13 protein-coding genes are annotated in these 24,248 nt (G+C 65.6%); 10 read left to right on the top strand and 3 right to left on the bottom strand.

Annotation, left to right across the window (positions count from 1 at the left end; translation table 11 throughout):
• The first annotated feature begins 3 nt into the window (after window positions 1–3).
• The 5 genes from AABB87_RS04250 to AABB87_RS04230 are packed head-to-tail and all read left to right on the top strand — an operon-like array spanning window position 4 to window position 15,245.
• Complete coding sequence (locus AABB87_RS04250; RefSeq protein WP_341970033.1) at window positions 4–2,175, top strand: PqqD family peptide modification chaperone; 2,172 nt, start codon at window positions 4–6, stop codon at window positions 2,173–2,175.
• Window positions 2,175–4,166 (top strand): preprotein translocase subunit SecA, encoded by a 1,992-nt coding sequence (locus AABB87_RS04245; RefSeq protein ID WP_341970031.1) that lies wholly within the window; start codon window positions 2,175–2,177, stop codon window positions 4,164–4,166. The genes AABB87_RS04250 and AABB87_RS04245 overlap by 1 nt, the downstream gene beginning before the upstream one ends.
• A gap of 2 nt (window positions 4,167–4,168) precedes the next feature.
• Window positions 4,169–5,050 (top strand): efflux RND transporter periplasmic adaptor subunit, encoded by an 882-nt coding sequence (locus tag AABB87_RS04240; RefSeq protein WP_341970029.1) that lies wholly within the window; start codon window positions 4,169–4,171, stop codon window positions 5,048–5,050.
• 45 nt (window positions 5,051–5,095) lie between these two features.
• Window positions 5,096–7,180 carry a ShlB/FhaC/HecB family hemolysin secretion/activation protein gene (locus tag AABB87_RS04235; protein ID WP_341970028.1) on the top strand — a complete coding sequence of 695 codons (2,085 nt, stop codon included), beginning with the start codon at window positions 5,096–5,098 and terminating at the stop codon, window positions 7,178–7,180.
• A 25-nt stretch (window positions 7,181–7,205) separates the two neighbouring features.
• Complete coding sequence (locus AABB87_RS04230; protein ID WP_341970026.1) at window positions 7,206–15,245, top strand: two-partner secretion domain-containing protein; 8,040 nt, start codon at window positions 7,206–7,208, stop codon at window positions 15,243–15,245.
• 243 nt (window positions 15,246–15,488) lie between these two features.
• Here AABB87_RS04230 and AABB87_RS04225 read toward each other — a convergent pair whose 3' ends face one another.
• A complete protein-coding gene (locus AABB87_RS04225; protein ID WP_341970024.1) occupies window positions 15,489–16,406 on the bottom strand; it encodes a YicC/YloC family endoribonuclease in 918 nt (305 codons plus the stop codon).
• A gap of 46 nt (window positions 16,407–16,452) precedes the next feature.
• On the opposite strand from AABB87_RS04225, the gene AABB87_RS04220 reads away from it, so the two are divergent.
• Genes AABB87_RS04220 through hemW form a run of 5 tightly spaced genes read left to right on the top strand, consistent with a single transcriptional unit; the run spans window position 16,453 to window position 21,067 of the window.
• Window positions 16,453–17,421, top strand: coding sequence for a serine/threonine protein kinase (locus AABB87_RS04220; protein ID WP_058720080.1), 969 nt, complete (start codon window positions 16,453–16,455; stop codon window positions 17,419–17,421).
• Window positions 17,418–18,395 carry a PP2C family protein-serine/threonine phosphatase gene (locus AABB87_RS04215; RefSeq protein ID WP_341970021.1) on the top strand — a complete coding sequence of 326 codons (978 nt, stop codon included), beginning with the start codon at window positions 17,418–17,420 and terminating at the stop codon, window positions 18,393–18,395. Before AABB87_RS04220 ends, AABB87_RS04215 begins: the two co-directional genes overlap by 4 nt.
• Before the next feature lie 14 nt (window positions 18,396–18,409).
• Window positions 18,410–19,141, top strand: a complete 732-nt coding sequence (gene rph / locus AABB87_RS04210) for a ribonuclease PH (RefSeq protein ID WP_341970020.1) — start codon at window positions 18,410–18,412, stop codon at window positions 19,139–19,141.
• Between the two features lie 8 nt (window positions 19,142–19,149).
• Window positions 19,150–19,809: an RdgB/HAM1 family non-canonical purine NTP pyrophosphatase gene (gene rdgB, locus AABB87_RS04205; RefSeq protein WP_341970018.1), complete on the top strand. Its 660-nt coding sequence runs from the start codon at window positions 19,150–19,152 to the stop codon at window positions 19,807–19,809.
• Between the two features lie 13 nt (window positions 19,810–19,822).
• Window positions 19,823–21,067 carry a radical SAM family heme chaperone HemW gene (gene hemW / locus AABB87_RS04200; RefSeq protein WP_341970274.1) on the top strand — a complete coding sequence of 415 codons (1,245 nt, stop codon included), beginning with the start codon at window positions 19,823–19,825 and terminating at the stop codon, window positions 21,065–21,067.
• 56 nt (window positions 21,068–21,123) lie between these two features.
• Here hemW and AABB87_RS04195 read toward each other — a convergent pair whose 3' ends face one another.
• Both AABB87_RS04195 and AABB87_RS04190 read right to left on the bottom strand, forming a co-directional pair.
• Window positions 21,124–22,938 (bottom strand): EAL domain-containing protein, encoded by a 1,815-nt coding sequence (locus tag AABB87_RS04195; protein ID WP_341970016.1) that lies wholly within the window; start codon window positions 22,936–22,938, stop codon window positions 21,124–21,126.
• A 201-nt stretch (window positions 22,939–23,139) separates the two neighbouring features.
• Entirely contained in the window at window positions 23,140–24,234 is a 1,095-nt protein-coding gene (locus tag AABB87_RS04190; RefSeq protein ID WP_058720075.1) for a protein-glutamate methylesterase/protein-glutamine glutaminase, read from the bottom strand.
• Between the last annotated feature and the right edge of the window lie 14 nt (window positions 24,235–24,248).

Here is a 24,248-nt window from a genome sequence, read left to right as displayed (position 1 = left end):
AGCATGAGCTCGACCCTGTTTTCATCTACTTGGTACCGCGTCTCCGAGATGCGGCCGCAGCTGCGTGGCCAAGCGCGGCTGGCCCGCCATCATTACCGCAGCAAGCTCTGGTATGTGCTGCAAGACCAGGCCAGCGGCCGCTTCATGCGGCTCAACCCCGAGGCTTACCGCATCGTTGCGCTGATGGACGGGCAGCGCAGCTTGGAGCAGATCTGGGAGATCAGCTGCGAAAACCTCGGTGATGCCGCGCCGACGCAGGACGAAGTGCTGCAATTGATGACGCAGTTGCACCAGGCCAATGTGCTGCTGAGCGAACGCAAGCCCGATCTGGACGACCTGGAAAAGCGCCGCCGCAAGCTCGGCTGGGCCCGCTTGAAGCAGTACCTGGGCAATCCGCTGTCTTTGAAGTTGCCGCTGTGGGACCCGGATCGCTTCCTGAGCGCCGTGGCGCGTTGCTTGCCCGCCGGGCTGCTGCCCTGGTTGGGCCTGGCTTGGTTGGCCTTGGTGGGCTCCGGGATGTTCGGGGCGGCCATGCACTGGGAGGAACTCAGCGCCGACATCAGCACCCGCATCTTCACCAGCGAGAACATGTTGTTGTTGGCCTTGGCTTTCCCGGTGCTCAAGATCATCCACGAGCTCGGTCATGGCCTGGCGCTCAAGCTCTTCGGCAATAGCTGCCACGAGATGGGGCTGATGTTCCTGATCGCGGTGCCGGTGCCCTATGTGGATGCCAGCCAGTCCACCGCCCTGGTGTCCAAGCGCCAGCGCATGATTGTCGGGCTGGCCGGCATGATGGCCGAGCTGGCGGTGGCGTCCGTGGCCTTGTGGCTGTGGGCGCAGGCCCAGCCCGGCGTGGGCAAGGCCTTCTTGCATCAGGTGCTGGTGGCCGCCGGCATCAGCACGGTGGTGTTCAATGCCAACCCTTTGTTGCGCTTCGATGGCTATTACGTGCTGGCCGACTGGCTGGAGATCCCCAATCTCGGCCAGCGCGCCAATCAGTACCTCGGCCATTTGATCAAGCGCCATCTGTTCAGGCTGGGCGCAGATCAGCCGGCCAGCGACTTCCATCCGCCCTTGACGCCGCGCGAGGCGCCTTGGTTGCTGAGCTACTGCCTGGGCTCTTTTGTCTATCGCATGATGATTGCGGTGGCGATTGTGCTGATGGTGGCGCAGCAGTTTTTCTTTGTGGGCGTGTTGTTGGCGCTGTGGTCGGCCTGGGGCACCGTGGGTGCGCCGCTGTTCAAGCATCTCAAGTACCTCTGGGCGAATCCGGCGCTGGAGGGGCGGCGCGGCTGGGCCTGGACCTTGAGCCTGGGCCTCAGCTCGGCTTTGCTGGCCGTGGTCTTCGTGTTGCCGGTGCCGTCCTGGACCAATACCGAGGGCGTGATCTGGATGCCTGAGCAGTCGCGCGCCCGAGCCAGCCATGCCTGCTTTGGCACCGAGTTGCTGGTCGAGCCGGGCGCTCAGGTCAAGGCCGGGCAGGCCTTGCTGGGCTGTAGCGACCCCGAGCTGGAGGCCCAATATGCGCAGGCCGACGCCAAGCGCCGGGAAACCGAGGCCAGACTGGCGCAAGCTCAGGCGCTGGACCGGCTGCAGGCGCAAGTGCAAGAGGCCGAGCTGCGCCATGTGCGCCAGCGCCTGGCCGATTTGCGCCAGCGCCGCGAGCAACTCGCCATCACCAGCCCGGTGGATGGGGAGTTTGTGATGGCCTCGCCGCAAGACTTCCCGGGCCGCTTCGTCGATCGGGGCGAGCAGCTTGCGTTTGTGCTTCAACCGCGCAACTTCAGCTTGTTGGCGGTGGTTGGCCAAGGTGAGGTGGACCAGGTGCGCACCCGCACCACCCGGGTCGAGCTGCGCAGTGTCGAGAACGTGGGACGTTTGCTGGCCGCCAGCCTGAACCGGGAGGTGCCCGCCGCCACCAATCAATTGCCCAGCCTGGCCCTGTCCTTGCAGGGCGGCGGCACCATCGGCCTGGATCCGGCCAGCAATGAGGCCGGCCAAGGTCCGCAGTCCCTGAACAGCCTGTTCCATTTCGAGCTGCGCTTGCTGGGCGATGAGTTGCCCCGCGCGGTGGGCCAGCGTGTGCATGTGCAGTTCGTGCATCCGCATGAGCCGCTGGCGCAGCAGTGGTATCGGCCCTTGCGCCAGCTCTTTTTGCGGAGCTTCGCCACCTGATGCGTAGCAAAGCACCGTTTGCGCTGGGCTTCCGGGCCGACCCTTATGCCCAGCGGCGCGACTGGGGCGAAGTCTCGGTCTGGGACCGCGCGGCCGACTGGTGTGCGCGGCATTTGTTGCGGCGCGACCAGCTCTCGGCGCGCAGCTTGAACCGCTTTGTTGCCGCCGTTCACCGCGCCAGCGCCGTGCTGGAGGGGCAGGGCCTGGACGCCTGGGCGGCCGAGACCGCCGAGCTGCGCCGGGCGCTGGGCCGCGAAGGCTTCACGCCCGCTTTGTGTGCCCGTGCTTTTGCCTTGATTCGGCTGCAATCGCGCCGCTGCTTGGGCCTGGCTCATTTCGACACCCAGCTGAAGGGCGCCTATGTGATGTTGCGCGCCCGCGTGCTTGAGATGGACACCGGCGAGGGCAAAACCTTGACGGCCAGCCTGGCCGCCGCGGCCGGGGCCTTGGGCGGCTTGGCGGTGCATGTGATCACCGTCAATGACTACCTGGCCGAGCGTGACCGTGAAGGCCTGCGCCCGCTCTACGAGGCATTGGGTTTGCACACCGATGTGGTGCTGGAGTCCATGGACGAAGCCGCACGGCGCGAGGCCTATCAGGCCGACATCGTGTATTGCAGCAACAAGACCGTGGTGTTCGACTATTTGCGCGACCGCCAACACCTGGAAGAACGCATGCAAGCCCTGCCCATGGCACTGGCCCGCATGCTGAACCTGCAAGGCCAGCGCCCGACCACCTTGCGTGGCCTGCATTTCGCCATCGTTGACGAGGCCGACAGCATCTTCATCGACGAGGCGCGCACGCCCTTGATTTTGTCGGCCCAGCGCGCCGACCCGGCAGCGCAGGCCTACGCCAGCCAGGCGATGGCGCTGGCCGAGCAATTGCGCCTGCCCGAGCACGCTTTTTTGGAGGCCGGTCAGGTGCGCTTGACGCCGGCCGGGCGCGATCATCTGCGGGCCTGCCTGCCTGGTTTGCCGGCGGTCTGGCATGCGCCGCTGCGCAGTGAAGAGGCGGTTTTGCAGGCGCTCACGGCCCTGCACGTTTATCACCGCGACGTGCACTACATCGTGCATGAGGGCAAGGTGCAGATCGTTGACGAGAACACCGGCCGCGTGATGGCGGATCGCTCCTGGGAGCGTGGCCTGCACCAGATGGTCGAGATCAAGGAAGGCGTGGCCCAGTCAGCCGCGCGCGAGACCTTGGCGCGCATCAGCTATCAGCTCTTCTTCCGCCGCTATCTGCGCCTGGCCGGCATGACAGGCACCTGCCGTGAGGTGGCCGCCGAGATTGAGGCGGTGTTCGGTCCCGCGGTGACCCGGGTGCCGCCGCGCAAACCCTCCTTGCGGCAGGCGCAAGGAGAACAACTTTTCGCGACCCTGGCCCTGAAGTGGGAGGCCGTGGCGCAGGCGGTGCGGCAACGCTTGGCAGCTGGGCAGCCGGTGTTGGTGGGCACGCGCTCGATCGCGGCCTCAGAGGCACTGAGCGCCGTCTTGCACGCGCACGGGCTCCCGCATGTTGTGCTCAATGCCAAGCAGGACGCGGATGAGGCCGGCATCGTTGAGGCGGCGGGCCAGGCCGGGCGCATCACCATTGCGACCAATATGGCCGGGCGCGGCACCGATGTGCCGCTCAGTGCTGAGGCGCGTGCCGCGGGCGGCTTGCACACCATCCTCACCGAGCGGCATGACAATGCGCGGGTGGATCGCCAACTGATCGGCCGCTGTGCGCGCCAAGGCGATCCCGGTAGCTGGGAAGCCTTGCTTAGCCTGGATGATGAGTTGCTGGCGCAGCAACCCGGGCCTTGGCTGGAGCCGCTGCGTCGGGTGCTGCTACAGCACCCGGGCCAGCCCCAGGCGCAGCAACTGGGTTTATGGCTGTATCGCCGAGCCCAGGCGCGCAAGGAACGTGAACACGCCCGTGTGCGGCGCAATCTTTTGAAGACCGACTTCCAGACCCGGCAGTCGCTGTCTTTCAGTGGACAAATGGAGTGAAGATGATGATGACGCCGACCCCTCAGGGGCAGCAAGCCGCCCGTCCGTTCGACCGCGAACCGCGGGATGGCCGCAAGACGCAGCACCGCCTGGGCCTGGTGGCGCTGGCCTTCGCCTTGTGCCTGGGGCCGTGGCCCGATGCGCAGGCCCAAGCGGTTTTGAGTCCCGCCGACCTGGCTCGCCTGAATGCGGCCACGGGCGGCGCGCCGATGCCCATGCCGGTGTCTGAAACGCTGTGCCTGATCGAGCCGTCGCTGGAGGTCAATGTGGGCACGCCCGTGGACGGGGTGCTTGAAGCTGTCTATGCCGATCGGGGCGATACGGTGCGCGTCGGCCAGGTGCTGGCACGGCTGAGCTCGGGCGTGGAGCAGGCTTCGGTGGAGCTGCAAGCGGCCAAGGCCGAGTTCGGTGCCCGCAAGCGCGCGCGCAATGAAGAGCTGCATCGCAAGGAGTTGATCTCGCAGCATGAGCTCGATGAACTCAATACCGAGTTGCAGATGGCCGAGCTGGAGCTCAAGGAACGCCAAGAGCAGCTCAAGCTGCGCGTTGTGGTCAGCCCCATCAATGGCGTCATCGTGGATCGCCTGCGCAACCGTGGCGACCTGGTCAAACAAGAACGCATGTTCCGCATCGCTCAGCTCGACCCCTTGCATGTGGAGGCCGTGGTGCCGGCCAGCCGTTTCGGGCGCATCCAGGTTGGCCAGAGCTATGACGTGCAATTGCTGCTGGCCGGCGGGCGCGTGCGGGCCCAGGCCACGCAGGTTGATCGGGTCATTGATGCCGCCAGCAACACCTTCCGGGTGCGCTTGCGCCTGGCCAACCCGAACTATCAGATTCCTCCTGGCCAGCGCTGCCAGATCCATTTCGGAGCCCAGCGCGGCTGAGCCTCCATCTAGTCCGAGCTTTTCAAGATAACAGCTATGAAAACAATGAACCGTCGATTGGGAGTAAGCGCCAATAGCGCGACAGCGCAGGTCACTTTGACCTGCGCCGTGGTGATGTTTGCACCTGTGCTGGCTGAGGCAGCCAATGCTGAGGGGGAGCGGCCGGATGTGGGCGTCGTGGCGGAAAGCCTGCGCCGCGCCGATGAGCGGCCGGCCCTGCCGCGGCCTGCGGCCAAGACCGTGATCCGCGCCAATCAGCCGCGTGTGCAAACGGGGCTGAGCGGTCTGCGTATGTCCCTGGGTGAGTTGCGCTTCGAGGGAGATTCGGGCGTTTCCAGCACGGAGCTGAACAAGGTATTGGCGCCCTGGGCCGGGCGTGAGCTGAGTTTTTCAGAATACGAAACCGCCGTGCATGCGGTGGCGAAGTACCTGCGTGAGAACGGCCACCCGCAGGCCGAGGTGCGTGTCTCGACCGCGCAGGTCCAGGGCGGCCAAGTGGCCATCGCCATTCAAGGTTTGTCGCCGGTGGCTTCACCCACTCGCCTGGCGCAAGTGGCCGCAGTGCCCGAGCTGCCGCCGCAACAGGCCGAGCCGCGCGTTTTCGTCAAAACCTTCAAAGTCGACGGTGTGGTGCAAGTCGCGGCCGCCGAGATTCAAGCCAAGCTGGAGCCTTTTGCCGAGCGCGCCCTGACACTGCAGCAACTGGACCAAGCCACGGCCGCTGTAGCGGGACTGCTGCAGGAAAAGGGTTACGGCCTGGCCCAAGCCTATCTGCCGCCGCAGCGCATTGACAGCGGCGAGGTCACGATTGCCGTGCAGCAAGGTGTGGTGGATGCCACGCCGGGCCAGCGCGGGCTCAAGATCGAGGGTGCTGGCGAGCGTGTGCAGGCCAAGGTGATTGAGGAGGTGCTGGCGCCGGCGGTGCGCCCAGGTGAACCGCTGAACACGCTGGAGCTGGACCGTGCCCTGCGCCTGGCGGCCGAGGTACCGGGCATCAAGTCCGCACGCGCCGCATTGAGCCCGGGCGAGCAGCCCGGCAGCACACAGGCCGTGGCCACGGTGGAAGAGGCGCGTCTCGTCAGTGGCTCGGTGTGGGCGGACAACCATGGCAGCCCCTATGTGGGCACCGGTCGCAGCAATGCCCTGGTGAACCTCAACAGCCCGGCCGGGCTGGGCGAGCAGTACAGCCTGAATTTGAGCCACTCCTCGGGCATGGACAGCGTCAAGCTGGCCTCGCAGATGTTGGCGGGTCCGCAAGGCGGCAAGCTGGGTGCCTCTTGGTCGAATATGCGCATGACGCTGGGCCAAGACGTGACGGCACTGGACTTGAATAGCCGCAGCACCATCTTCTCGCTGTTCGGCAGCCTGCCGATGGAGCGCTCGGTGCGCCGCAACAGCACGCTGCTGGCCAATCTGGACTTCAAGCGGCTCGACAACAGCGTGGTCGGCACGCTGCGCCAGACGCGCTCGCTCGACGTCGGCAGCCTGACTTGGATGGGCGATGCCTTGGATGCCAGCGGCGCCCAGTGGGCCTGGAATGGCACGGCCTCGCTGGGACGTTTGAGTGCGCCTGAGGGCTCGGATCTGGCCGCAATGGACCGCCAGACCGCGCGCACCATCGGCTCCTTCGGCAAGCTCAATGCGGGCTTCAGCCGCCTGGCCCGCGTGGCGGCGGATCCGGCCTGGTCCTTCTACGCCAGCTTGTCCGCGCAATTGGCGAGCCGCAATCTCGACGGCGCTGAGAAGTTCCAGCTCGGCGGCCCAACCGGCGTGCGCGCCTACCCCGTGGGGGAGGGCCTGGGCGACGATGGCTGGCTGGGCACGGCCGAGCTGCGCTACAGCTTCGTCTTGCCCCAGGGCCAGATGCAGTTGTTTGCCTTCTACGATGCGGGCGGCTTACGCCAGTACAAAGAACTGTGGCAGAACGCTCTGCCGGCAGGCCGCCCGAATTACTTCACCTTGCAGGGCGCAGGCTTAGGCGCTCAAGTCAGCTATTTGGATCAAGGCAGCGTCAGGCTGGTCTATGCCAACAAGCTGGGCAGCAACCCCAATCCCACGGCAGCGAACACAGACAGCGATGGTCAGTCCAAGAACAGCCGCATCTGGGTCATCGGCAACATCGCTTTCTGAAGCAGCTTCGCGCGAGACAAGAACAATGAGCAAGAATTCTCACCCCACGCAAATGGCCTGCCGCAAGGCGCTGGCCTATTTCCCCCACCCGCTGAGTAGCTTGTCGGTGGCCGTGTCCCTGGCTTTTCAGCCGCTGTGGCTGCTGTCGGCCCAGGCTGCGCCGCCGGCACCTAACGCCTTGCCTGTGGGTGGCCAGGTGGTCGCCGGCCAGGCGCTGATCACGCAAACCGGCCAGCAAATGCTGGTGCAGCAAAACAGCCCCAAGCTGATCACTAACTGGCAGAGCTTCAATGTGGGCAGCCAGGCCGCCGTGGTGTTCCAGCAGCCGGGCAATGCCTCGGTGGCGCTGAACCGCGTGCTGGCGGGCGATGCCTCGCAAATCATGGGCAAGCTCAGCAGCAATGGGCAGGTCTTCCTGATCAACCCGCAAGGCGTTGTCTTTGGCAACACGGCGCGGGTCGATGTCGGCGGCTTGATGGTGTCCTCGCTGCCGATGGCGGACAAAGACTTCCTGAGCGGCAATTACCAATTCGGAGGCAGCGCCATCGATGCCGCACAGGCCGGCCTGATCCGCAATGAAGGCCAGATCCAGGGCCGTTATGTGGTGCTGGTCGCCCCTGAAATTGAGAACAGCGGCCGCATCGAGGCGGCGCAAGGCCAGGTGGGTCTGCTGGCCGGCAGTGGTGCTAAGTTGCAGCTGGATGCTCAGGGCTTGGTGTCGGTGCAACTGGATGCGTCGACTCGCGCCCGCATTGACAACAGCGGTGCCATCATGGCCGACGGCGGGCGCGTGCTGATGAGCGCGCAGGCGGCCGCACCCGGACTGGCCGCGGCGATCAATCAAAGCGGCACGGTGCGCGCCGACAGCTTGCAGCAGCGCAACGGCGAGATTTGGCTGGACGGCGGTCGCGGTCGCGTCGAGTTGCAAGGCCAGACCCTGGCCCAAGGCGGCGCTGGCTTGAGCGGCGGCAAGATCGTCGCCACGGCTGCGCAAGTGGCGGTGGATGGGCGTGTGGATGCCTCCGGCCAGCAGGGCGGCGGCACGGTGCTGCTCGGCGGCGGCGTGCAGGGCAAAGATGCCAGCGTGCGCGAAGCCGGCCGGGTTGGCTTGAGTGCCAGCAGTGTGGTGGCGGCCGATGCGCTGAGCAGCGGGCAGGGCGGCCAAGTGGTGGTCTGGTCCGCCGAGCGCAGCAGCTTGGCCGGACAGATCAGCGCCAAGGGTGCGGGCGGCGCCAAGGGCGGTTTCATCGAAACCTCCAGCCGTGGCCAGCTCGATGTGGGCGGCCGGGTGCACACCGGCGCCGGCGGCACTTGGCTGCTGGATCCGGCATCGCTGACCATCGACGCCAGCAACAAGGCGGTCTATGAAGGCCAGCTCAATGCGGGTGGCAATGTGCAGGTGCAGGCCGACAACACCATCAACATCAACGACGACCTGTCCAAGACCGCCGGTGGCGACGCCACGCTGCAGTTCAAGGCCGATGGCGAGATCACCCTGGCCAGCGGCAAGGCCATTTCATCCCTGGTCGGCAAGCTCAATATCGACTTCTGCGGTACCGCGACCGGCAGCTGCAGCACCACGGGTGGCGGCAACGTCACTATTGGCGGCCAGCTGGCCACCAACGGCGGTAGCGTCAACTTCTACAAGGACACGACGCTGGCCAGTGCCGCGCCGATTTCCACCAAGCTGCTGGGCGTGAACTCAGGCGCCTCGGGGGATGTGGTCTTCCACAAGGATGTGACGCTGGCCTCGTCGACCCTGGCGGTCAATATCAGCAGCCAGGGCGCGCAAAGCGGCTCGACCTATGTGGGCAGCGGCGGCCTGATTGAGTTCAAGGGCAAGATCAAGTCCGGTGTGGTCGCCAGCATTGGCAGCTTGGTGCCGCAAGGCCTGACCCTGGACACCACCGGCACCGTGCCGGGCGCCATCACCCTGGGCGATAGCGTGGGCACGGTGGCAGCACCACTGGGCAAGCTGGTGCTGGCCGGCCCCACCGAAGTGGCGCTGAATGCGGCCGAAGTCAATCTGCGCGCCACTTCCGGCGACGTGCTGACGGCCTCGTCCACCCTGGGCACACCGAAGCTGGTGCTGGGCGCGGTGAATACCGACATCCGCATCACCGGCGGCACGGTCAATGGCGTGACGGGTTATGCCGACTACAAGCAGGAAACCTTTGACATCGGCGTCAAGGACGCCACGGCGCGAACACTGACCATCACGGCCGATCGCTCCATCAAGATCAAGAACCGCAGCATTGACGGCGAAACCAATGCCGGCGCCAGTACCCTGACCCTGAACCTGAAGTCTTACCAGGCCGACGCGGCCGGTGGTGGCGCGATTCACCTCAACAACGCCACCCTCAAGACCAATGGTGGCGCCTTGCAGCTGGGCGGCAGCGGCACAGCGGCCAATGGCGCGGCGGTGGGCACGGCGAATGACCCGGATGGCAATACCGACGGTATCCAGATCTTCAACAGCCAAATCGCCTCCAAGGGCGGCAATATCAGCCTGAACGGCCGTGCGCCGGACAGCTTGGCCGGCGGCGCCGGTGTGCATATTTTTGGCCTCAGCACCCTGGACAGTGGCAGCGGCTCCCTGAGCATTCAGGGCGCGGTGAATCAAGCCTCCAGTGCCGGCAATAAAGATGCCGTTTTGATCGGCGAAGGCAGCTCCTCGCAGGTGTCGCTGCTGGCCAGCGGCAATGGCGCCATCAGCATCGAAGGGGATGCCAGCGGCGTTGGCAGCAATGTCACTTCCGGCTCGCGCTATGACGGCGTGATCATCTCGCAAGGCGCGTTGGTGAAAACCGCGGCCGGCAATATCCGCGTGATCGGCAAGGGCGGTGGCGGCAACGACTATGTGTCGGACCAGAACCATGGCGTGCGCCTGGACACGCTCAACACCCGCGTGCTGTCCGACAGCGGCAACATCCTGATCGGCGGCGTGGCCGGCGGCAAGCTGGGCAGCTACGGCGTGTTCGCCGCAGGCAATGCCATGTGGCTGGGCCGCCTGGACGGTGGCAGCGCCACTGGCAATATCGATGTGGTGGCCGACAGCGTCTTCTTCACCAATAGCAGTACCGCTCGCCTGAAGGCGGCCAGCAGCGGTGAGCTGCGCCTGCGCACCTGGACGGATAGCCGCGACATCCTGCTCGGCAGCGCGGACAGCAATGGCTGGGGCAGCGCCCTGGGCCTGTCCAGCAGCTGGTTCAGTGGCAGCAATGCCATTTTCCAAGGCGGCTTCAGCCATGTCACCGTGGGCGGCGCGGCCGAGACCCCGGTGGCCGGCAAGGGTACGCTGACGGTGGACGCAGCCACCACCGTGCGCGACAACCTGAATCTGGCCATGCAGGGCAGCGGCGGCAAGGTGCAAGTCAATGCCGCACTGACGGTGCAGGGCGCCAGCGGCGTGGCCAATGCCGACAAGCGCACCGTGTCGCTGCGCGTGGACCAAGGCGCGGTGGGCGCAGGCCTGCTGAGCGTGGACAAGCTGCAACTCATCGGCAAGGGCGACTTTGTGCTGAGCGGCCCCAATTTGGTCACCACCCTGGCCGGCAATGGCTTGGACGGCCAGGTTGCCTTCAACAACGCCCAGGCGCTGAGCGTGGGCAGCGTCGGCTCAACGAGCTACGGCGTCAGCGACGGACCGGCCGTGGGCCTGAGTACGCTCAACGATAAGGCAGTCACGCTGAGCACCAGCGCGGGCAATCTGAGCCTGGATCAGTCCATTCAAGTGGGCCAGGGCCGGGTCAGCCTGCGGGCACAGGCGGGCGCCATCAATGAAACCGGCAGCGCCATCGTCAGCGCGGATCAGCTGGCTTTGCAGTCCCTCAACGGCGGCAGCCTGATGAACGCCAATGCGGTGCGCGGCCTGGCCGCCTTGGTCAATGGCAGCAACCAGGATCTGAGCTTCAAGAACCAAGGCTCACTCACGCTGGAAGGCGTGGCGGCAACGCCTGCCCTCAATGTGGCCGCAGTGACCGGCGTGAATGTCAGCGGCACGGCCTGGATTGAAAGCCAGACCGGTGGCATCAACCAGACCGAGGCGGTGCAAGCCAGCAAGCTCGGCCTGCAGACCCAAGGCGACATCAGCCTGGACTTGCAGCGCGGCGGCGCGGCCCTCAACCGGGTGGGCAGCGTCGCGGCACGCACCAGCAATGGTGAGTTCAAGCTGCTCAACGGCCAGGCGCTGACGATTGGCGCGGTGGGCACCACGGCCGCTGGCGCCACCCTGGCCGGCATTGACACCGCCAGCGGCAACCGCGGCGTGCGCGTCGACGTGGCCAATGGCAACTTGGTGATGGCCAATAGCATCAATGCGGGCAGCGCCAGCGTGAGCCTGAACGCGAGCACCGGCGGCGTCAACCAGTTGCACGTGGCCAACGGGCCTGAGACCAGCGTCCCCATCATCACCGCTGGGCGCTTGCAGGTCTCTGCCCAAGATCATTCCGACCTGGGCAATGACAACGCGGTCGGTGTCTTGGCCGTGGCCATGGCCGGTGCAACCAAGGACTTCACCTTCGTGGCCAAGGACGGCCTGATTGTCGACAGCGTTAGCGACATCGGCGGCCGTCAGGTTGACGGACTGACCGTCGGCGGCAATGCCTGGCTGCAAGCCAAGAACGGCACGATCAGCCAGACCCAGGCCGTCAAGGCCAGTGGCTTGGCCGCCAAAGCCACGGGCGCCATCAACCTCGATCTGGGTAGCGGCGCCACCGCGCTCAACACGATTGGCAAGCTGGCAGCCAGCAGCGCCGCCGGCAGCGTGAATGTGCTGAACAGTGCGGCGCTGCAAGTCAGCAGCGTGGGCACGACTGCGGCCACCACCCATCTGGGCGGGCCGCTGCAAGGTGTGCGCAGCAATAACCAGGACGTCACTTTGCGCACGACGCAAGGCCGCATTGGTCTGGACCAGTCCATCAACGTCGGCACCGCGGTGCTGAGCCTGGAAGCCGCGGCTGGCGTGCAGCAAACGGCGGGCAGCCTGAGCGCCGACCGCCTGCGTGTGCTGGCCACTGGCACCGGTGCGATTGATCTGCTGCAAGCCGGTAACCAGGTGCGCGTGTTCGCGGCCTCGGCCGCCGATGGCAGCGTCGCTTACCGCGACGCCGACGCGCTGGAAGTCGGCAGCGTCACGGTGGCCCTGGGTGGTTTGGCCGGCAGCACCGTCGGCGTCAACAGCGCAGGCACCGGCAAAGACCAATTGATCAAGACCGGCGGCGCCCTGTCCCTGAGCCAGAACCTGGATGCTGGCCGTGGTGTGGTCAATCTGGAAAGCGCGGGCGGCGGCATCGCCCAAGTTGGCGGCCTTGTTCGCGCCGACAAGCTGCGCGTGCTGGCCGAAGGCAGCGGCGCGGTGGATCTTCAGGCCAGCAACGCGGTCAACGTGTTGGCAGCGCGGGTGCAGAACGGCACGCTGGCCTTCAACAACAGCGGTGCCTTGGTGGTGGGCAGCGTCACGCGCAGCCTGGGGACACCAAACAGTGACAGCACGATTGCCGGCGTCAGCACGGCCGCTGGCAATCAAGAGCAGTTGATCAAGACGGGCGGTAAGCTCAGCCTGGAACAAGGTTTGGCAGCCGGTAGCGCCATGATCAGCCTGGAAGCGGCCACTGGCGGCATTCAGCAAACGGGCGGCGTGATTGCGGCCGACCGCTTGCGCGTACTGGCCGGTGGTAGCGGCGCGGTGGACTTACAAAAGACCAATAGCGTCAACCTGCTGGCCGCCCAGGTGCAGGGCGGTACCTTGGCCTTCAATAACGCCAAGGCGCTCAAGGTCAGCAGCCTGACCCGCACGCTCGGACAGGGTGCCGGTGTGGCGCTGGCAGGTGTGGATACCTCGGCCGCGAATGGCGAGCAGCTGCTCAAAACCGGGGGCAAGCTGGAGCTGGCCCAAGCCCTGAAGGCGGGTTCTGGCACCCTCAGCCTGGAGGTTGCTAACGGCGGAATTCAGCAGAGTGCGGGTGTCATCAGTGCCGACAAGCTGCGCGTGCTGAGCGAAGGTAGCGGCGATGTGCAATTGCTGCAGGCCAATGCGATTGGCACGGTGGCCGCCAAGGTGAACGGTGGCAGCCTGGCGCTGAACAATGCGCAGGCTCTGACCGTTGGCGAGGTGACTCGCACGGTCGGTCTGAATGCGGGCGCGCTGTTGGCTGGCCTGGACACCAGTGCTGCCAACAAAGAACAGCGCATCCAGAGCGGCGGCGCCCTGACCCTGGCTCAGTCGGTCAAGGCCGGCAGCGCTGCGGTGGATCTGCGCGCCAGCACCGGCGGCATGCGCCAGACCGGCGGCAGCATCTCTGCCGCGCAGCTCAAGTTGACGGCGGATGGTGTGGGTAACGTCGATCTGCAACAGGCGAATGCGGTGGGCACGCTCAGCGCCAAGGTCAATGCGGGCGAGCTGGACTTCGTCAATGCCGGGGCCCTGACCCTGGCGGCGGTGGACACGGCCGCAGGCAATAAGGCGCAGCGCATCCGCTCCGGCGGCAAGCTGACGCTGACCGAGCAGGTGCAAGCCGGTAGCGGCACCATCAGCCTGGAAAGCGCCAACGGTGGCATCGCCCAAACGGCAGGCAGCGTCCAGGCGGGCCAGTTGACCCTGCGTGCGCAAGGCAGCGGTGATGCGGACCTGCAGCAGGCCAACCGCGTTGGCACGCTGGCCGCTAACGTGGCGGGTGGCAGCCTCAACTTCCGCAATGCGGCTGAGCTGACACTGGCGGCCATCGATACCTCGGCGGCCAACAAGGATCAGCGCATCGTCAGCGCCGGTCGCTTGACCCTGAGCGATGCCATCAACGCCGGCAGCGGCGCGGTGAATCTGGAAAGTGCTGCGGGCGGCATCACCCAGACCGCGGGTCTTGTGAAGGCGGGCAAGCTCAATGTGGCGGTGCAGGGCACGGGCAATGCCGATATGCAGCAAGCCAACCGCGTGGGCACGCTCAGCGCGGTGCTCGCCGACGGCGCGCTGTCTTTCGCGAACGCGCAGGCCTTGACGGTCGGCGCGGTCAACACCGCGGCGGGCAACAAGGATCAGTTGATCAAGGCCACAGGCGGCCTGACCTTGACCGATCAGTTGCTGGCGGGCAAGGGTGCCCTGAACCTGGAAGTGCAGGGCGGCGGCATCCGCCAGACCGGCGGTGTCTTGAACGCTGACAAGCTACGCGTCCAGGCCACGGGTGCCGAGGCAGTGGAACTGCGTCAGGCCAACCGCCTGACCGGCGTGGCCGCACGTACCGAAGGCGCTTTCGCGCTGGAGAATGCGCAGAGCCTGAACGTGGCCGAGGTGGGCAATACCAAGGGCGTGCAAGCCGGTGGTGAGGTCTACATCCGTGCGGCGGGTGATCTGGGTCTGGATGCGGCTGTGCGTAGCACAGCAGCCTCGCAACAGGCGGTTGTTTTGGCTGCAACCCAAGCCTTCCGTAACCGCGCAGGCGCGCAAGCGGTTCAGGCTGATGCGGGTCGTTGGCTGATTTATGACGACAACCCAGCGCTGGACCTGAGTCGCCTGGGTGGCCTGCCATTTGCCTTCATGCAAACCGGCGTGACGCTGGCCAGCCTGCCGCCGCAAGAGGTGCTGGGCCAAGGCTCGGGCTACCTGACCACGGCCAAGCTGCTGCCTCCGGAGCAGTTCGCGCGCTTGGTGGGCGGTACGACGCAGGCCGAGAACTCGGGCAATCTGGCCACCCACATCGGCGCTTCGCGTCCGCTGTCGGCATCGCTCAGTGGCCCGGCATGGTCGCAAACGGACGCTGCTCAAGAGCTGGCGCCCAAGCCTCTGGCGCAAGACGGCAGCCGCCTGCAAAGCGCTTGGTCGGTGAAGTTGCAGGCCGGGCAGCGCTTTGTCAGCGATGTGGCTGCCTTGCTGGGGCAGACACCCGCCGGCCTTGAAAAGCTGCAAGTGAGCGATGGCGCTAACTTGCCGGCCTGGTTGCATTACGACGCCGACAAGCGTCAGTTTGCCGGGCTGGTGCCGCCCGATCTGGCCAAGCCCATCCGGGTTCGGGTGCAGTTGCAGGCGGCCAAGGACCAAGCGCCCCAGGCCTTTGAGCTGGACTTCGTGCCCTGAAATGAATGCCGGCTTGGTCCGGCATTTCACGCGGGCTCGATAGTCGGCTTGGCCGCGCTGAACATGCGGGGCGCTGCGTCGCTCTTGCGGCTCAGTCTGGCCAGTCCGCTCTGAAAAAAATGGCGCCGCAACCCTAAGTCAGCCTGACTTGTCTCAGGCTGGCTTGGGGTTGCGGCGCCATGCTGTTCTAGCCGCTGGCCGCTGGCCGGCGCAAACTCAGCCGGTCAGCGTCACGATCAAGGTTTACTCGATGTTTTGCACCTGCTCCCGCAGTTGCTCCACCGCCACCTTCATTTCCACCGAGATATTGGTCAGCTCCAGCGCCGCGGCCTTGGAGCCCAGGGTGTTGGCTTCGCGGTGCAGTTCCTGGATCAGGAAGTCCAGGCGCTTGCCGATCTCACCGCCCTTTTTCAGCAGGCGGGCGATTTCCTCGAGGTGGGCGCGCAGGCGGGCCAGCTCTTCCGCCACATCGATGCGGATGGCATAGGCGGCCGCTTCGTTGAGGGCGCGCTCGCGCAGGTTTTCCTCGGGGATGGTCTGGCCGGCGCCGGTTGTCACCAGGGCTTCTTGCCAGCGCTCCAGAAAGCGCTGCTGCTGGCGTTGCACGATGGCGGGCAGCATGGGCTCGGCCGCATCGGCGAGTTGGCGCAGGTGTTGGATGCGCTCCAACAAAATGGCCACCAGCTTTTCGCCTTCGCGCTCGCGGGCTTCCAGCAGGCCTTGAATGCAGGCGCGGGCGGCCTCCATGGCCGGCTCGTCCAGCTTCTCGCTGGCATTGCCGCCACCCTTGCACCACTGCAAGGCTTCGTGCACCGACAGCGCTTGCGCCTTGGGCAGCCAGCTTTGCACCGTGTCTTGCAGGCGTGACAGCTTGTTGAGCTGATCCGGCTGCGGCTGCGGCCAATTGCTGTCGCCCTCGCGCTGGGTGTTGATGCGCAGCTCGACTTTGCCGCGCTTGAGCTTGGCGGTCAGCAGCTCGCGCAGGGCGGGCTCCAGGCCGCGCAAATCCTCGGGCATGCGAAAGCCCAGGTCGAGGAAGCGCCCGTTGACCGAGCGAATCTCCACGCTGACCGAGGCGTTGGCCGTGGTCTGCGGGGCTTGATTGTCACTGGGCGAACCCGTGGGTTTGGACTGCGAGCTGGCGCTGGCATATCCGGTCATGCTGTAGACTGGCATCTAGCGTCCGGTGTGGAAATAAAAGTCGATTATGTCAAAGCCGAAACCGGCCCCACTGCCCGCAGGAACTGTGGTGGGGGGCTACCAGATCATCAAGCGATTGGCTGCCGGTGGATTCGGCGTCGTCTACTTGGCAGAAGACCCCGAGCGTCACTTGGTGGCCCTGAAAGAATACCTGCCTTCCAGCCTGGCGGAGCGCTCGCCGGGTGAGTTGACGCCACGCGTGAAACCAGAGAAGCAGCCGCTCTACCGCCTGGGCCTGAAAAGCTTTTTCGAGGAAGGCCGCTCGCTGGCGCAGATTTCTCACCCGAGCGTGGTTTCGGTGCTGAACTTCCTGCGCGAGAACGAAACCGTTTACATGGTGATGAACTATCTGCAGGGCGACACGCTGCAGGATTTCATCGTCACCGCGCGTGACTTGAAACGCGACAAGGTCTTCCGCGAGTCCACCATCCGCAGCCTGTTCGACGAGATTTTGCGCGGCCTGCGCATCGTGCACCAGCACAAGATGCTGCACTTGGACATCAAGCCGGCCAATATCTTCATCACCAACGAAAACAAGGCCGTGCTGCTGGACTTCGGCGCTGCGCGCGAGGTGCTGAGCAAGGAAGGCAATTTCATCCGCCCGATGTACACGCCCGGCTTTGCCGCGCCCGAGATGTATCGGCGCGATGGCGCCTTGGGGCCATGGACCGACATCTACGCCATTGGTGCTTGCATCTACGCCTGCATGCAAGGCTATCCGCCTAACGACGCACCTCAGCGGCTGGAGAAAGACCGGCTGGCGCTGAGCTTGTCGCGCTTGCGCAATGTTTATTCCGACAATCTGATCGAAGTCACCGAATGGTGCATGTCGCTGGACCCGTTGGCGCGGCCGCAAAGCGTGTTTGCCTTGCAAAAAGAGCTGGCGCGTGAAACCGAGCGGCGTTACACCAAGCTCAGCTTCAGCGAGCGCCTCAAGTTGCAACTGGAGAACTTGAAGACCGGGGCCAAGGCGTGAGGTTCAGCACCTATCAGGTGAGCCGACGCGGCGGGCGCGAGAAGAACGAAGACCGCATGGGGTATTGCTACACCCGTGACGCCGGCCTGTTCGCTCTGGCCGATGGCATGGGCGGCCACCCGGAAGGCGAAGTGGCGGCGCAGCTGGCCTTGCAAACCCTGGCCGCGATGTTTCAGCGCGAAGCTAAGCCCATGCTGGCCGACCCCGAGAAGTTCTTGCAAGACGCGGTGCAAATCGCGCATCAGCAAATTCTGCGCTACAGCGCCGACAAGGGGCTGAGCGATACCCCGCGCACCACCATCGTGGCCTGCATTCTGCAAGGCAGCACGGCGCATTGGGCGCATTGCGGCGATTCGCGGCTTTATATGCTGCGCGCCGGGCGCCTGGTGGCGCGCACCCGTGACCATTCCTATTTGGAGCTGCAAGCGGCCTTGGGCCGCTCGCCGCAAGCGGGCGAGAATTTCAACCGCAATGTCTTGTTCACCTGCCTGGGCAGCCCAGGGCGGCCGATGGTGGATTGCTCCGGCCCGATGCAGCTCGAACCAGGCGACCGCCTGATGCTGTGCTCGGATGGTTTGTGGGGCACCGTGTCGGACGAAACCATCACCATCCAGCTGGCCACCCTCCCGGTCACCGACGCGGTGCCGGAACTGGTGGAGCAGGCTCTGCGCAACGGCGGACCGCGCTGCGACAATGTCACGGTGCTGGCGGTGGAGTGGGAAGGCGCGGGCGAGGCCGGCGTTGATTCCACCCAGGACCTCAACGATCAAGGCTATTCCTCCACCATCCAAAGCCTGGGCAATGACCGGCGTTTTGAGATGGATGAGGCCGAGATCGAACGCTCGGTGCGCGAAATCAACGATGCCATCAAGCTGGCGGGCAGCCGCAACAACGCGGCAAAAGCCCAGGCCAGCGCCGAGCCAGCCCAGGCCGCGCTGCCTGCCGCGCCGGGCCTGCGCCGCAAGAAACCCTGAAGAGAGAGTTGTCCATGTCTGTTGAATTTGCCCGCTCGGGCGCACGCGCTGCCAATGCGCTGCGCCCGGTCACCATCACGCGCCGCTACACCTGCCACGCCGAAGGCTCGGTACTGATCGAGTTCGGTGGCACCAAGGTCTTGTGCACCGCCTCGGTGGAAGAGAAAGTGCCGCCGCACAAACGCGGCTCGGGCGAGGGCTGGGTGACGGCTGAATACGGCATGCTGCCGCGCGCCACCCACACCCGTAGCGACCGCGAAGCCGCGCGCGGCAAGCAGTCGGGTCGCACGCAGGAGATTCAGCGCCTCATCGGCCGCTCACTGCGCTGTGTGTTTGATTTGAAGCTGCTGGGCGAGCGCACTATCGCGCTGGACTGCGATGTGCTGCAGGCCGACGGCGGCACCCGCACCGCCGCCATCACTGGCGCTTATGTGGCCGCGCATGATGCGGTGAGCTGGCTGCTGGCGCAGGGCAAGATCAGCCAGAGCCCGATCAAGGACGCGGTGGCCGCGATCTCGGTGGGCATCGTTGAGGGCACGCCCTTGCTGGATCTGGAATACACCGAAGACGCCGGCTGCGACACCGATATGAATGTGGTCATGACCGACGCTGGCGGCATGGTCGAGTTGCAAGGCACGGCCGAAGGCGTGGCTTTCACCCGCGCCGAAATGAATGCCTTGCTGGACCTGGCCGAGAAGGGTGTTGGCGAGTTGCTGGCCGCCCAGCGCCAGGCCCTGAGCTTGTGAGTTTGCCAATGTCTAGCGCAATGCCGACTCGTTTGGTTCTGGCCTCCAACAATGCCAAAAAGCTGGCCGAGTTGCAGGCCTTGTTCGCGCCCCTGGGCGTTGAGCTGGTGACTCAAGGCTCTCTGGGCATCCCGGAGGCCGAAGAGCCGTTTGACAGCTTTGTCGAGAACGCCCTGGTCAAGGCCCGCCATGCCGCACGCCTGAGTGGTTTGCCTGCGCTGGCCGATGACTCCGGCCTGGCGGTGGAAGCGCTGAAGGGCGCGCCGGGCGTGCTGTCGGCGCGCTATGCCGGCCTGTTTGCGCCGGCTGCGGCTGAAGGGCAGGTCACGCCCCGGCCGACCGATGCCGACAACAACCGCGTCTTGCTTGAGAAAATGGCCGGGTTCCCGCTGGCTGAGCAGCGCGGCGCCCGCTTTGTTTGCGCCCTGGTGGCTGTGCAAACTGCGGCCGACCCCGAGCCCTTGATCGCCATGGGCCGCTGGCAGGGTCAGATCTTGCCCGCCTTGAGCGGCGAGGGTGGCTTCGGCTATGACCCCTTGCTCTTCATCCCAAGGCTTGGCCGCAGCGTGGCGCAACTGAGTGCGTCAGAAAAGAACGCGCTCAGCCACCGCGCCCTGGCAGCCGCCGACCTGGCCCGTCAAATGCGCGAGGTCTGGCATCTTGGCTGATTTGCAGCATCTGATGCGCCCAGGCACGCTGAGCCTGGCAGCCTTGCCGCCGCTCTCGCTGTATGTGCACCTGCCTTGGTGCCTGCGCAAATGCCCTTACTGCGACTTCAACTCGCATGAGTTGCCGGCGGCCCTCCAGCCGCAACTGCCTAGCCAACGTGTTGAGGCTGCAGTGGCTGAGTCTGCCGGTTCCGCCAAGCAATTGCCGCTGGCCACCGCGCGTGCTTATCTGGCAGCCTTGCGGGCCGATCTGGAAGCGGCGCTGCCGCTGATCTGGGGCCGGCCGGTGGTCAGCATCTTCATCGGCGGTGGCACGCCCAGCTTGTTCGCGCCGGAGCAGATTGCCGAGTTGATCTCCGACCTGCGCGCCCGCCTGCCGCTGGAGGCGGGCTGCGAGATCACGCTCGAAGCCAACCCTGGCACTTTCGAGCGCGAGCGCTTCAAAGGCTTTCGCAGTGCCGGCGTGACCCGTTTGTCCATCGGTGTGCAGAGCTTTGATGACCGCAAGCTGCAGGCCTTGGGCCGTGTGCACAGCGGCGCACAGGCCCGCGCCGCCATCGAAGAAGCTGCCCAGGCCTTCGATACCTTCAACCTCGACCTGATGTATGCCTTGCCGCAGCAAAGCCTGGCCGAGTTGGATCAAGAACTGCAGACCGCGCTGAGCTTCAAGCCGCCGCATCTGTCGGTCTATCACCTGACCATTGAGCCCAATACCCGCTTCGCCATCGCGCCGCCGGCCAATTTGCCCGATGGCGATCTGGCCAGCGAGATGCTGGACCTGATCACGGCGCGCACCGCCGAGCAAGGCCTGTCGCGCTACGAGGTCTCGGCCTTCGCGCGAGAAGGCCACCGCTGCGCCCACAACCAGAACTACTGGCAGTTTGGTGACTATCTGGGCATTGGCGCCGGCGCGCATACCAAGCTCTCATTCCCGCACCGGGTCTTGCGCCAGGTGCGTTGGCGCGAGCCTGCCAGCTATATGGCCAAGGCCGGCGAGGGCGCGGCGGTGTCGAATGAGAACGAAGTCAGCCGTGCCGAACTGCCTTTCGAGTTCATGCTGAACGCTCTGCGCCTGCGTGAAGGCGTGCCGCTGACGCATTTTCTGGAGCGAACCGGCCTGCCACCCTCGAGCATCGCCAAGGCGATGGCGCAGGGCCGGCAAAAGGGTTTGCTGGAAGCGGACCCGGCGCGCATTGCCGCCACGCCCCGGGGCTTTGACTTCCTGAACGATCTGCAGTCGCTGTTTCTGGCGGACTGAAACCCGGCGCCGCAGTTCTCGGCCGCGCGCCGGGGCTTTCAGCCGGGTCGAGCGGATCAGGCGGCCATCACGTAAACACTCAGCTGCTCATGCTTGGCATGGCGCTTGGCGGTGGCCGCGGCGGTGGCCACTTCCTCGGCGCGTTGCAATGAGCCGGGGCGGATGCGGACCGCGCCAATGCTCAGGGTGGTGCAGGGGTGGAAGCGCAGATCGCCGTGGCGGTCTTCGGCCATGATGCCGCCGGCCTCCAGCGCTGCCGCGTCGAAGAGGTTGCGTGCCAATTCGTTGAAGCGCTCGACGATTTGCTCGCAGCGATGTTCCCAGTCGTCGCTCTGGAACAGGATGACGAAGTCATCGCCGCCGACATGGCCGAGAAAGTCGCGCTGGCTGTCGCAATGTTGGCTGGCCACGCGGGCCACCAGGCGGATCATTTCGTCGCCGCGCCAGTAGCCGTATTCATCGTTGAAGGGCTTGAAGTGGTTCAGGTCGGCATAGGCCGCGACGAACTCGCGCCCGCTGGAGATCAAGCGGCCGATGTGTTGGCTGATCGGAATATTGCCGGGCAAAAAGGTCAGCGGGTTGGCATGGCGTGCTGCTTCAATGCGGGCCTCGGTGACCGAGCGCACCAACTGCTCGCCCGTGCCCAGGCCCAGGTAGCGGCCCTCGCGGGTGATGATGAAACCCTCGCGCAAATAGCGCTGGTCGGCTGAAGTCAGCACCGTGGTGAGTGCCTCGATGCCGGTGTCGGCGTCCACGATCAGCGGCGTCGGATTCGCGAACAGAGTGCAGGGGCGGCGGCCGTAGAGATCCAGGAAGAAGGGCTTGGCCCAGCGATTGAGGAATTGCGAGCGGTCCACCAGGGCCACCGGCACGCCCTGCGCATCCAGCACGGCGATGGCTTGCATCTGCTCTTGCTCGTTGAAGAGGCGGAACAACTGCTCGTGAGTGGTGTCCTCGGTGACGGCGATGGCGTCCTTCATCAGGTGTTCGGCCGTCACACCGTTGCTGGATGCGCGGCGTAGCTCGGGCAGCACCGCGATGTCATTGCTGGCCAGCACCGCACGCGCCGCTGGCAGGGCCTCAGCCGCGGCCTGGCGGGCCGGGCGGCCGATGAACCAACCCTGACCGTAGCGCACGCCCAGATCGCGCAGCACGCGCAATTCCTCGGCGTTCTCGATGCCCTCGGCCACCAGCTGGGCGCCAAAGGTTTCGGCCAGCTGCAGCAAGGCGCGGAAGGTCTGCAGCTTCTCGGCGTGGGCAGGCAGATCGTGGGTGAAGTATTTGTCGATCTTGACCAGATCGGGCTGGATCTCGGACCACAAGCGCAGCGAAGAGCGGCCGTCGCCGAAGTCGTCCAGCGCAATGCCCACGCCCTGGCGGCGCAGATGACTGATGGCATTGCGCAGGCTGCCGATGTCGGTGACGCGCTCATGCTCGGTCAGCTCAATCACGATGTCGGAGGGTTTGAGTCCCAGCTGGCCGCAGAACTTCAGGCTGCGCTCGCCCTGGTCTTGGCCGACCGCGCTGGCCAGTGCGGCGGCGCTCATATTGATCAGCAACTTGCCGGGCAGCTTTTGCGCGCTCCAGTCCTTCAGCGCCTGGCTGGCGCAGCGCACTTCCAGGGCGACGCTGAGGCCTTCACGACGGCCGGCGGCAAACAAGGCGTCGGGGTATTCCAGCGCGCTGCCGGCGGGGCCGCGCACCAGGGCCTCGTACCCGTAGATCAGGCCCGAGTCCATCTGGGTCACCGGCTGAAACAAGGTGCTCAGCAGGTCTTCATTGATCAGGGTCTGCACCCGCAGGAGGGCGGGGCGCTCAGTGCCGCGGCTGGGCGTGCTGGAGCTGTGGGAGTGGGCAAGCGTGATCGTCATGCCGCCATGCTGACCGGCCAAAGTGACAGGGTGTTGAAGCTGCCGGCCGGGGCGAGAAAAACAGCGCAGGCGTGAAGAAGTGCCGTGGCGCCGTGGTGATCTTGTGACGTTCTGGCCAGGAGGGATCGCTGGGCGCAGCGCCCAGCTCTCCGTATTCTCTGGTTCCGCCGGATACCGCCGGATTTGGCGGCTTTCCCGAGCTTAGACCCGGTGGGTCAGGCCCGAGCTACGCAGCTTCTCGATCAAGCGCGGGGCGATCTGGTTCAGCGGCAGCACCTCGTCGGCGGCGCCGGCCGCGATGGCTTCACGCGGCATGCCGAACACCACACAAGTGGCTTCGTCCTGGACCAGGTTGTAGGAGCCCGCGTCCTTCATCACCTTCATGGCCTTGGCGCCGTCCGCGCCCATGCCGGTCAGCATGATGCCCAGGGCATTGGGGCCCACCACGCGCGCGGCGGAATGGAACAGCACCTCGACCGAGGGCTTGTGGCGGTTCACCGGTTCGCCGTCTTGCACCCGGGCGATGTAGTTGGCGCCGGAGCGCTCCACGCTGAGGTGGAAGCCACCCGGGGCGATATAGCCGTGGCCGGGAAGGATACGTTCGCCGTCTTGCGCTTCCTTGACGCGGATGCGGCACAGCCCGTCCAGGCGTGCCGCATAGCTCTTGGTGAAGCCGGGTGGCATGTGCTGGGTGATGACCACGGCCGGGCAGTCGGCCGGCAGGTTCACCAGCACGTCTTTGGTGGCCTCGGTGCCGCCAGTGGAGGCGCCGATGAAGATGATTTTCTCGGTCGACAAACGGCCTAGGCTGGCCATGCTCACTGGCTTGTGGGGCGCGGCTGGCGGGGCGCCCGGCGCTGCGGCGGCGGCCGGGCCGGGTGGGGCGCGGCGGATATGGGCTTTGCTGGCGATGCGGATTTTGTCGGTGATGTCATCGGCCAGCAGGCGGATGCCATCGGCCACGCCGATCTTGGGCTTGGCGACGAAGTCCACCGCGCCGAGTTCCAGCGCCTTCAGCGTCACTTCGGCGCCGCGCTCGGTCAGCGTGGACACCATCACCACCGGCATGGGCCGCAAGCGCATCAAGCGCGAGAGGAAGTCCAGCCCGTCCATGCGCGGCATTTCAATGTCCAGCGTGATCACGTCGGGGTTGAGCGTGCGGATCATCTCGCGCGCCAGCAAGGGGTCGGCGGCCGCGCCAATGCACTCCATATCGGGCTGCCGGTTGATGATTTCGGTGAGGATGCTGCGCACCAGCGCGGAATCGTCGACCACCACTACTTTTGTTTTTGCCATTTCGTTTCTTTCCG

The sequence above is a fragment of the Roseateles sp. PN1 genome, assembly GCF_038419725.1.
Taxonomy (GTDB): Bacteria; Pseudomonadota; Gammaproteobacteria; order Burkholderiales; family Burkholderiaceae_C; genus Paucibacter_A.
The sequence above is the reverse complement of the archived record's forward strand: the minus strand, read 5'-3'. Positions and strand labels throughout refer to the sequence as shown.

Bases quoted from the DNA above. Each gene is read 5' to 3' on its own strand.
- AABB87_RS04240 (WP_341970029.1), top strand. From the start codon at position 4,169: ATGATGATGACGCCGACCCCTCAGGGGCAGCAAGCCGCCCGTCCGTTC.
- AABB87_RS04230 (WP_341970026.1), top strand. From the start codon at position 7,206: ATGAGCAAGAATTCTCACCCCACGCAAATGGCCTGCCGCAAGGCGCTG.
- AABB87_RS04235 (WP_341970028.1), top strand. From the start codon at position 5,096: ATGAACCGTCGATTGGGAGTAAGCGCCAATAGCGCGACAGCGCAGGTC.
- AABB87_RS04245 (WP_341970031.1), top strand. From the start codon at position 2,175: ATGCGTAGCAAAGCACCGTTTGCGCTGGGCTTCCGGGCCGACCCTTAT.
- AABB87_RS04250 (WP_341970033.1), top strand. From the start codon at position 4: ATGAGCTCGACCCTGTTTTCATCTACTTGGTACCGCGTCTCCGAGATG.
- AABB87_RS04195 (WP_341970016.1), bottom strand. From the start codon at position 22,938: ATGACGATCACGCTTGCCCACTCCCACAGCTCCAGCACGCCCAGCCGC.
- hemW (WP_341970274.1), top strand. From the start codon at position 19,823: ATGCGCCCAGGCACGCTGAGCCTGGCAGCCTTGCCGCCGCTCTCGCTG.
- rph (WP_341970020.1), top strand. From the start codon at position 18,410: ATGTCTGTTGAATTTGCCCGCTCGGGCGCACGCGCTGCCAATGCGCTG.
- AABB87_RS04220 (WP_058720080.1), top strand. From the start codon at position 16,453: ATGTCAAAGCCGAAACCGGCCCCACTGCCCGCAGGAACTGTGGTGGGG.
- rdgB (WP_341970018.1), top strand. From the start codon at position 19,150: ATGTCTAGCGCAATGCCGACTCGTTTGGTTCTGGCCTCCAACAATGCC.
- AABB87_RS04190 (WP_058720075.1), bottom strand. From the start codon at position 24,234: ATGGCAAAAACAAAAGTAGTGGTGGTCGACGATTCCGCGCTGGTGCGC.
- AABB87_RS04225 (WP_341970024.1), bottom strand. From the start codon at position 16,406: ATGACCGGATATGCCAGCGCCAGCTCGCAGTCCAAACCCACGGGTTCG.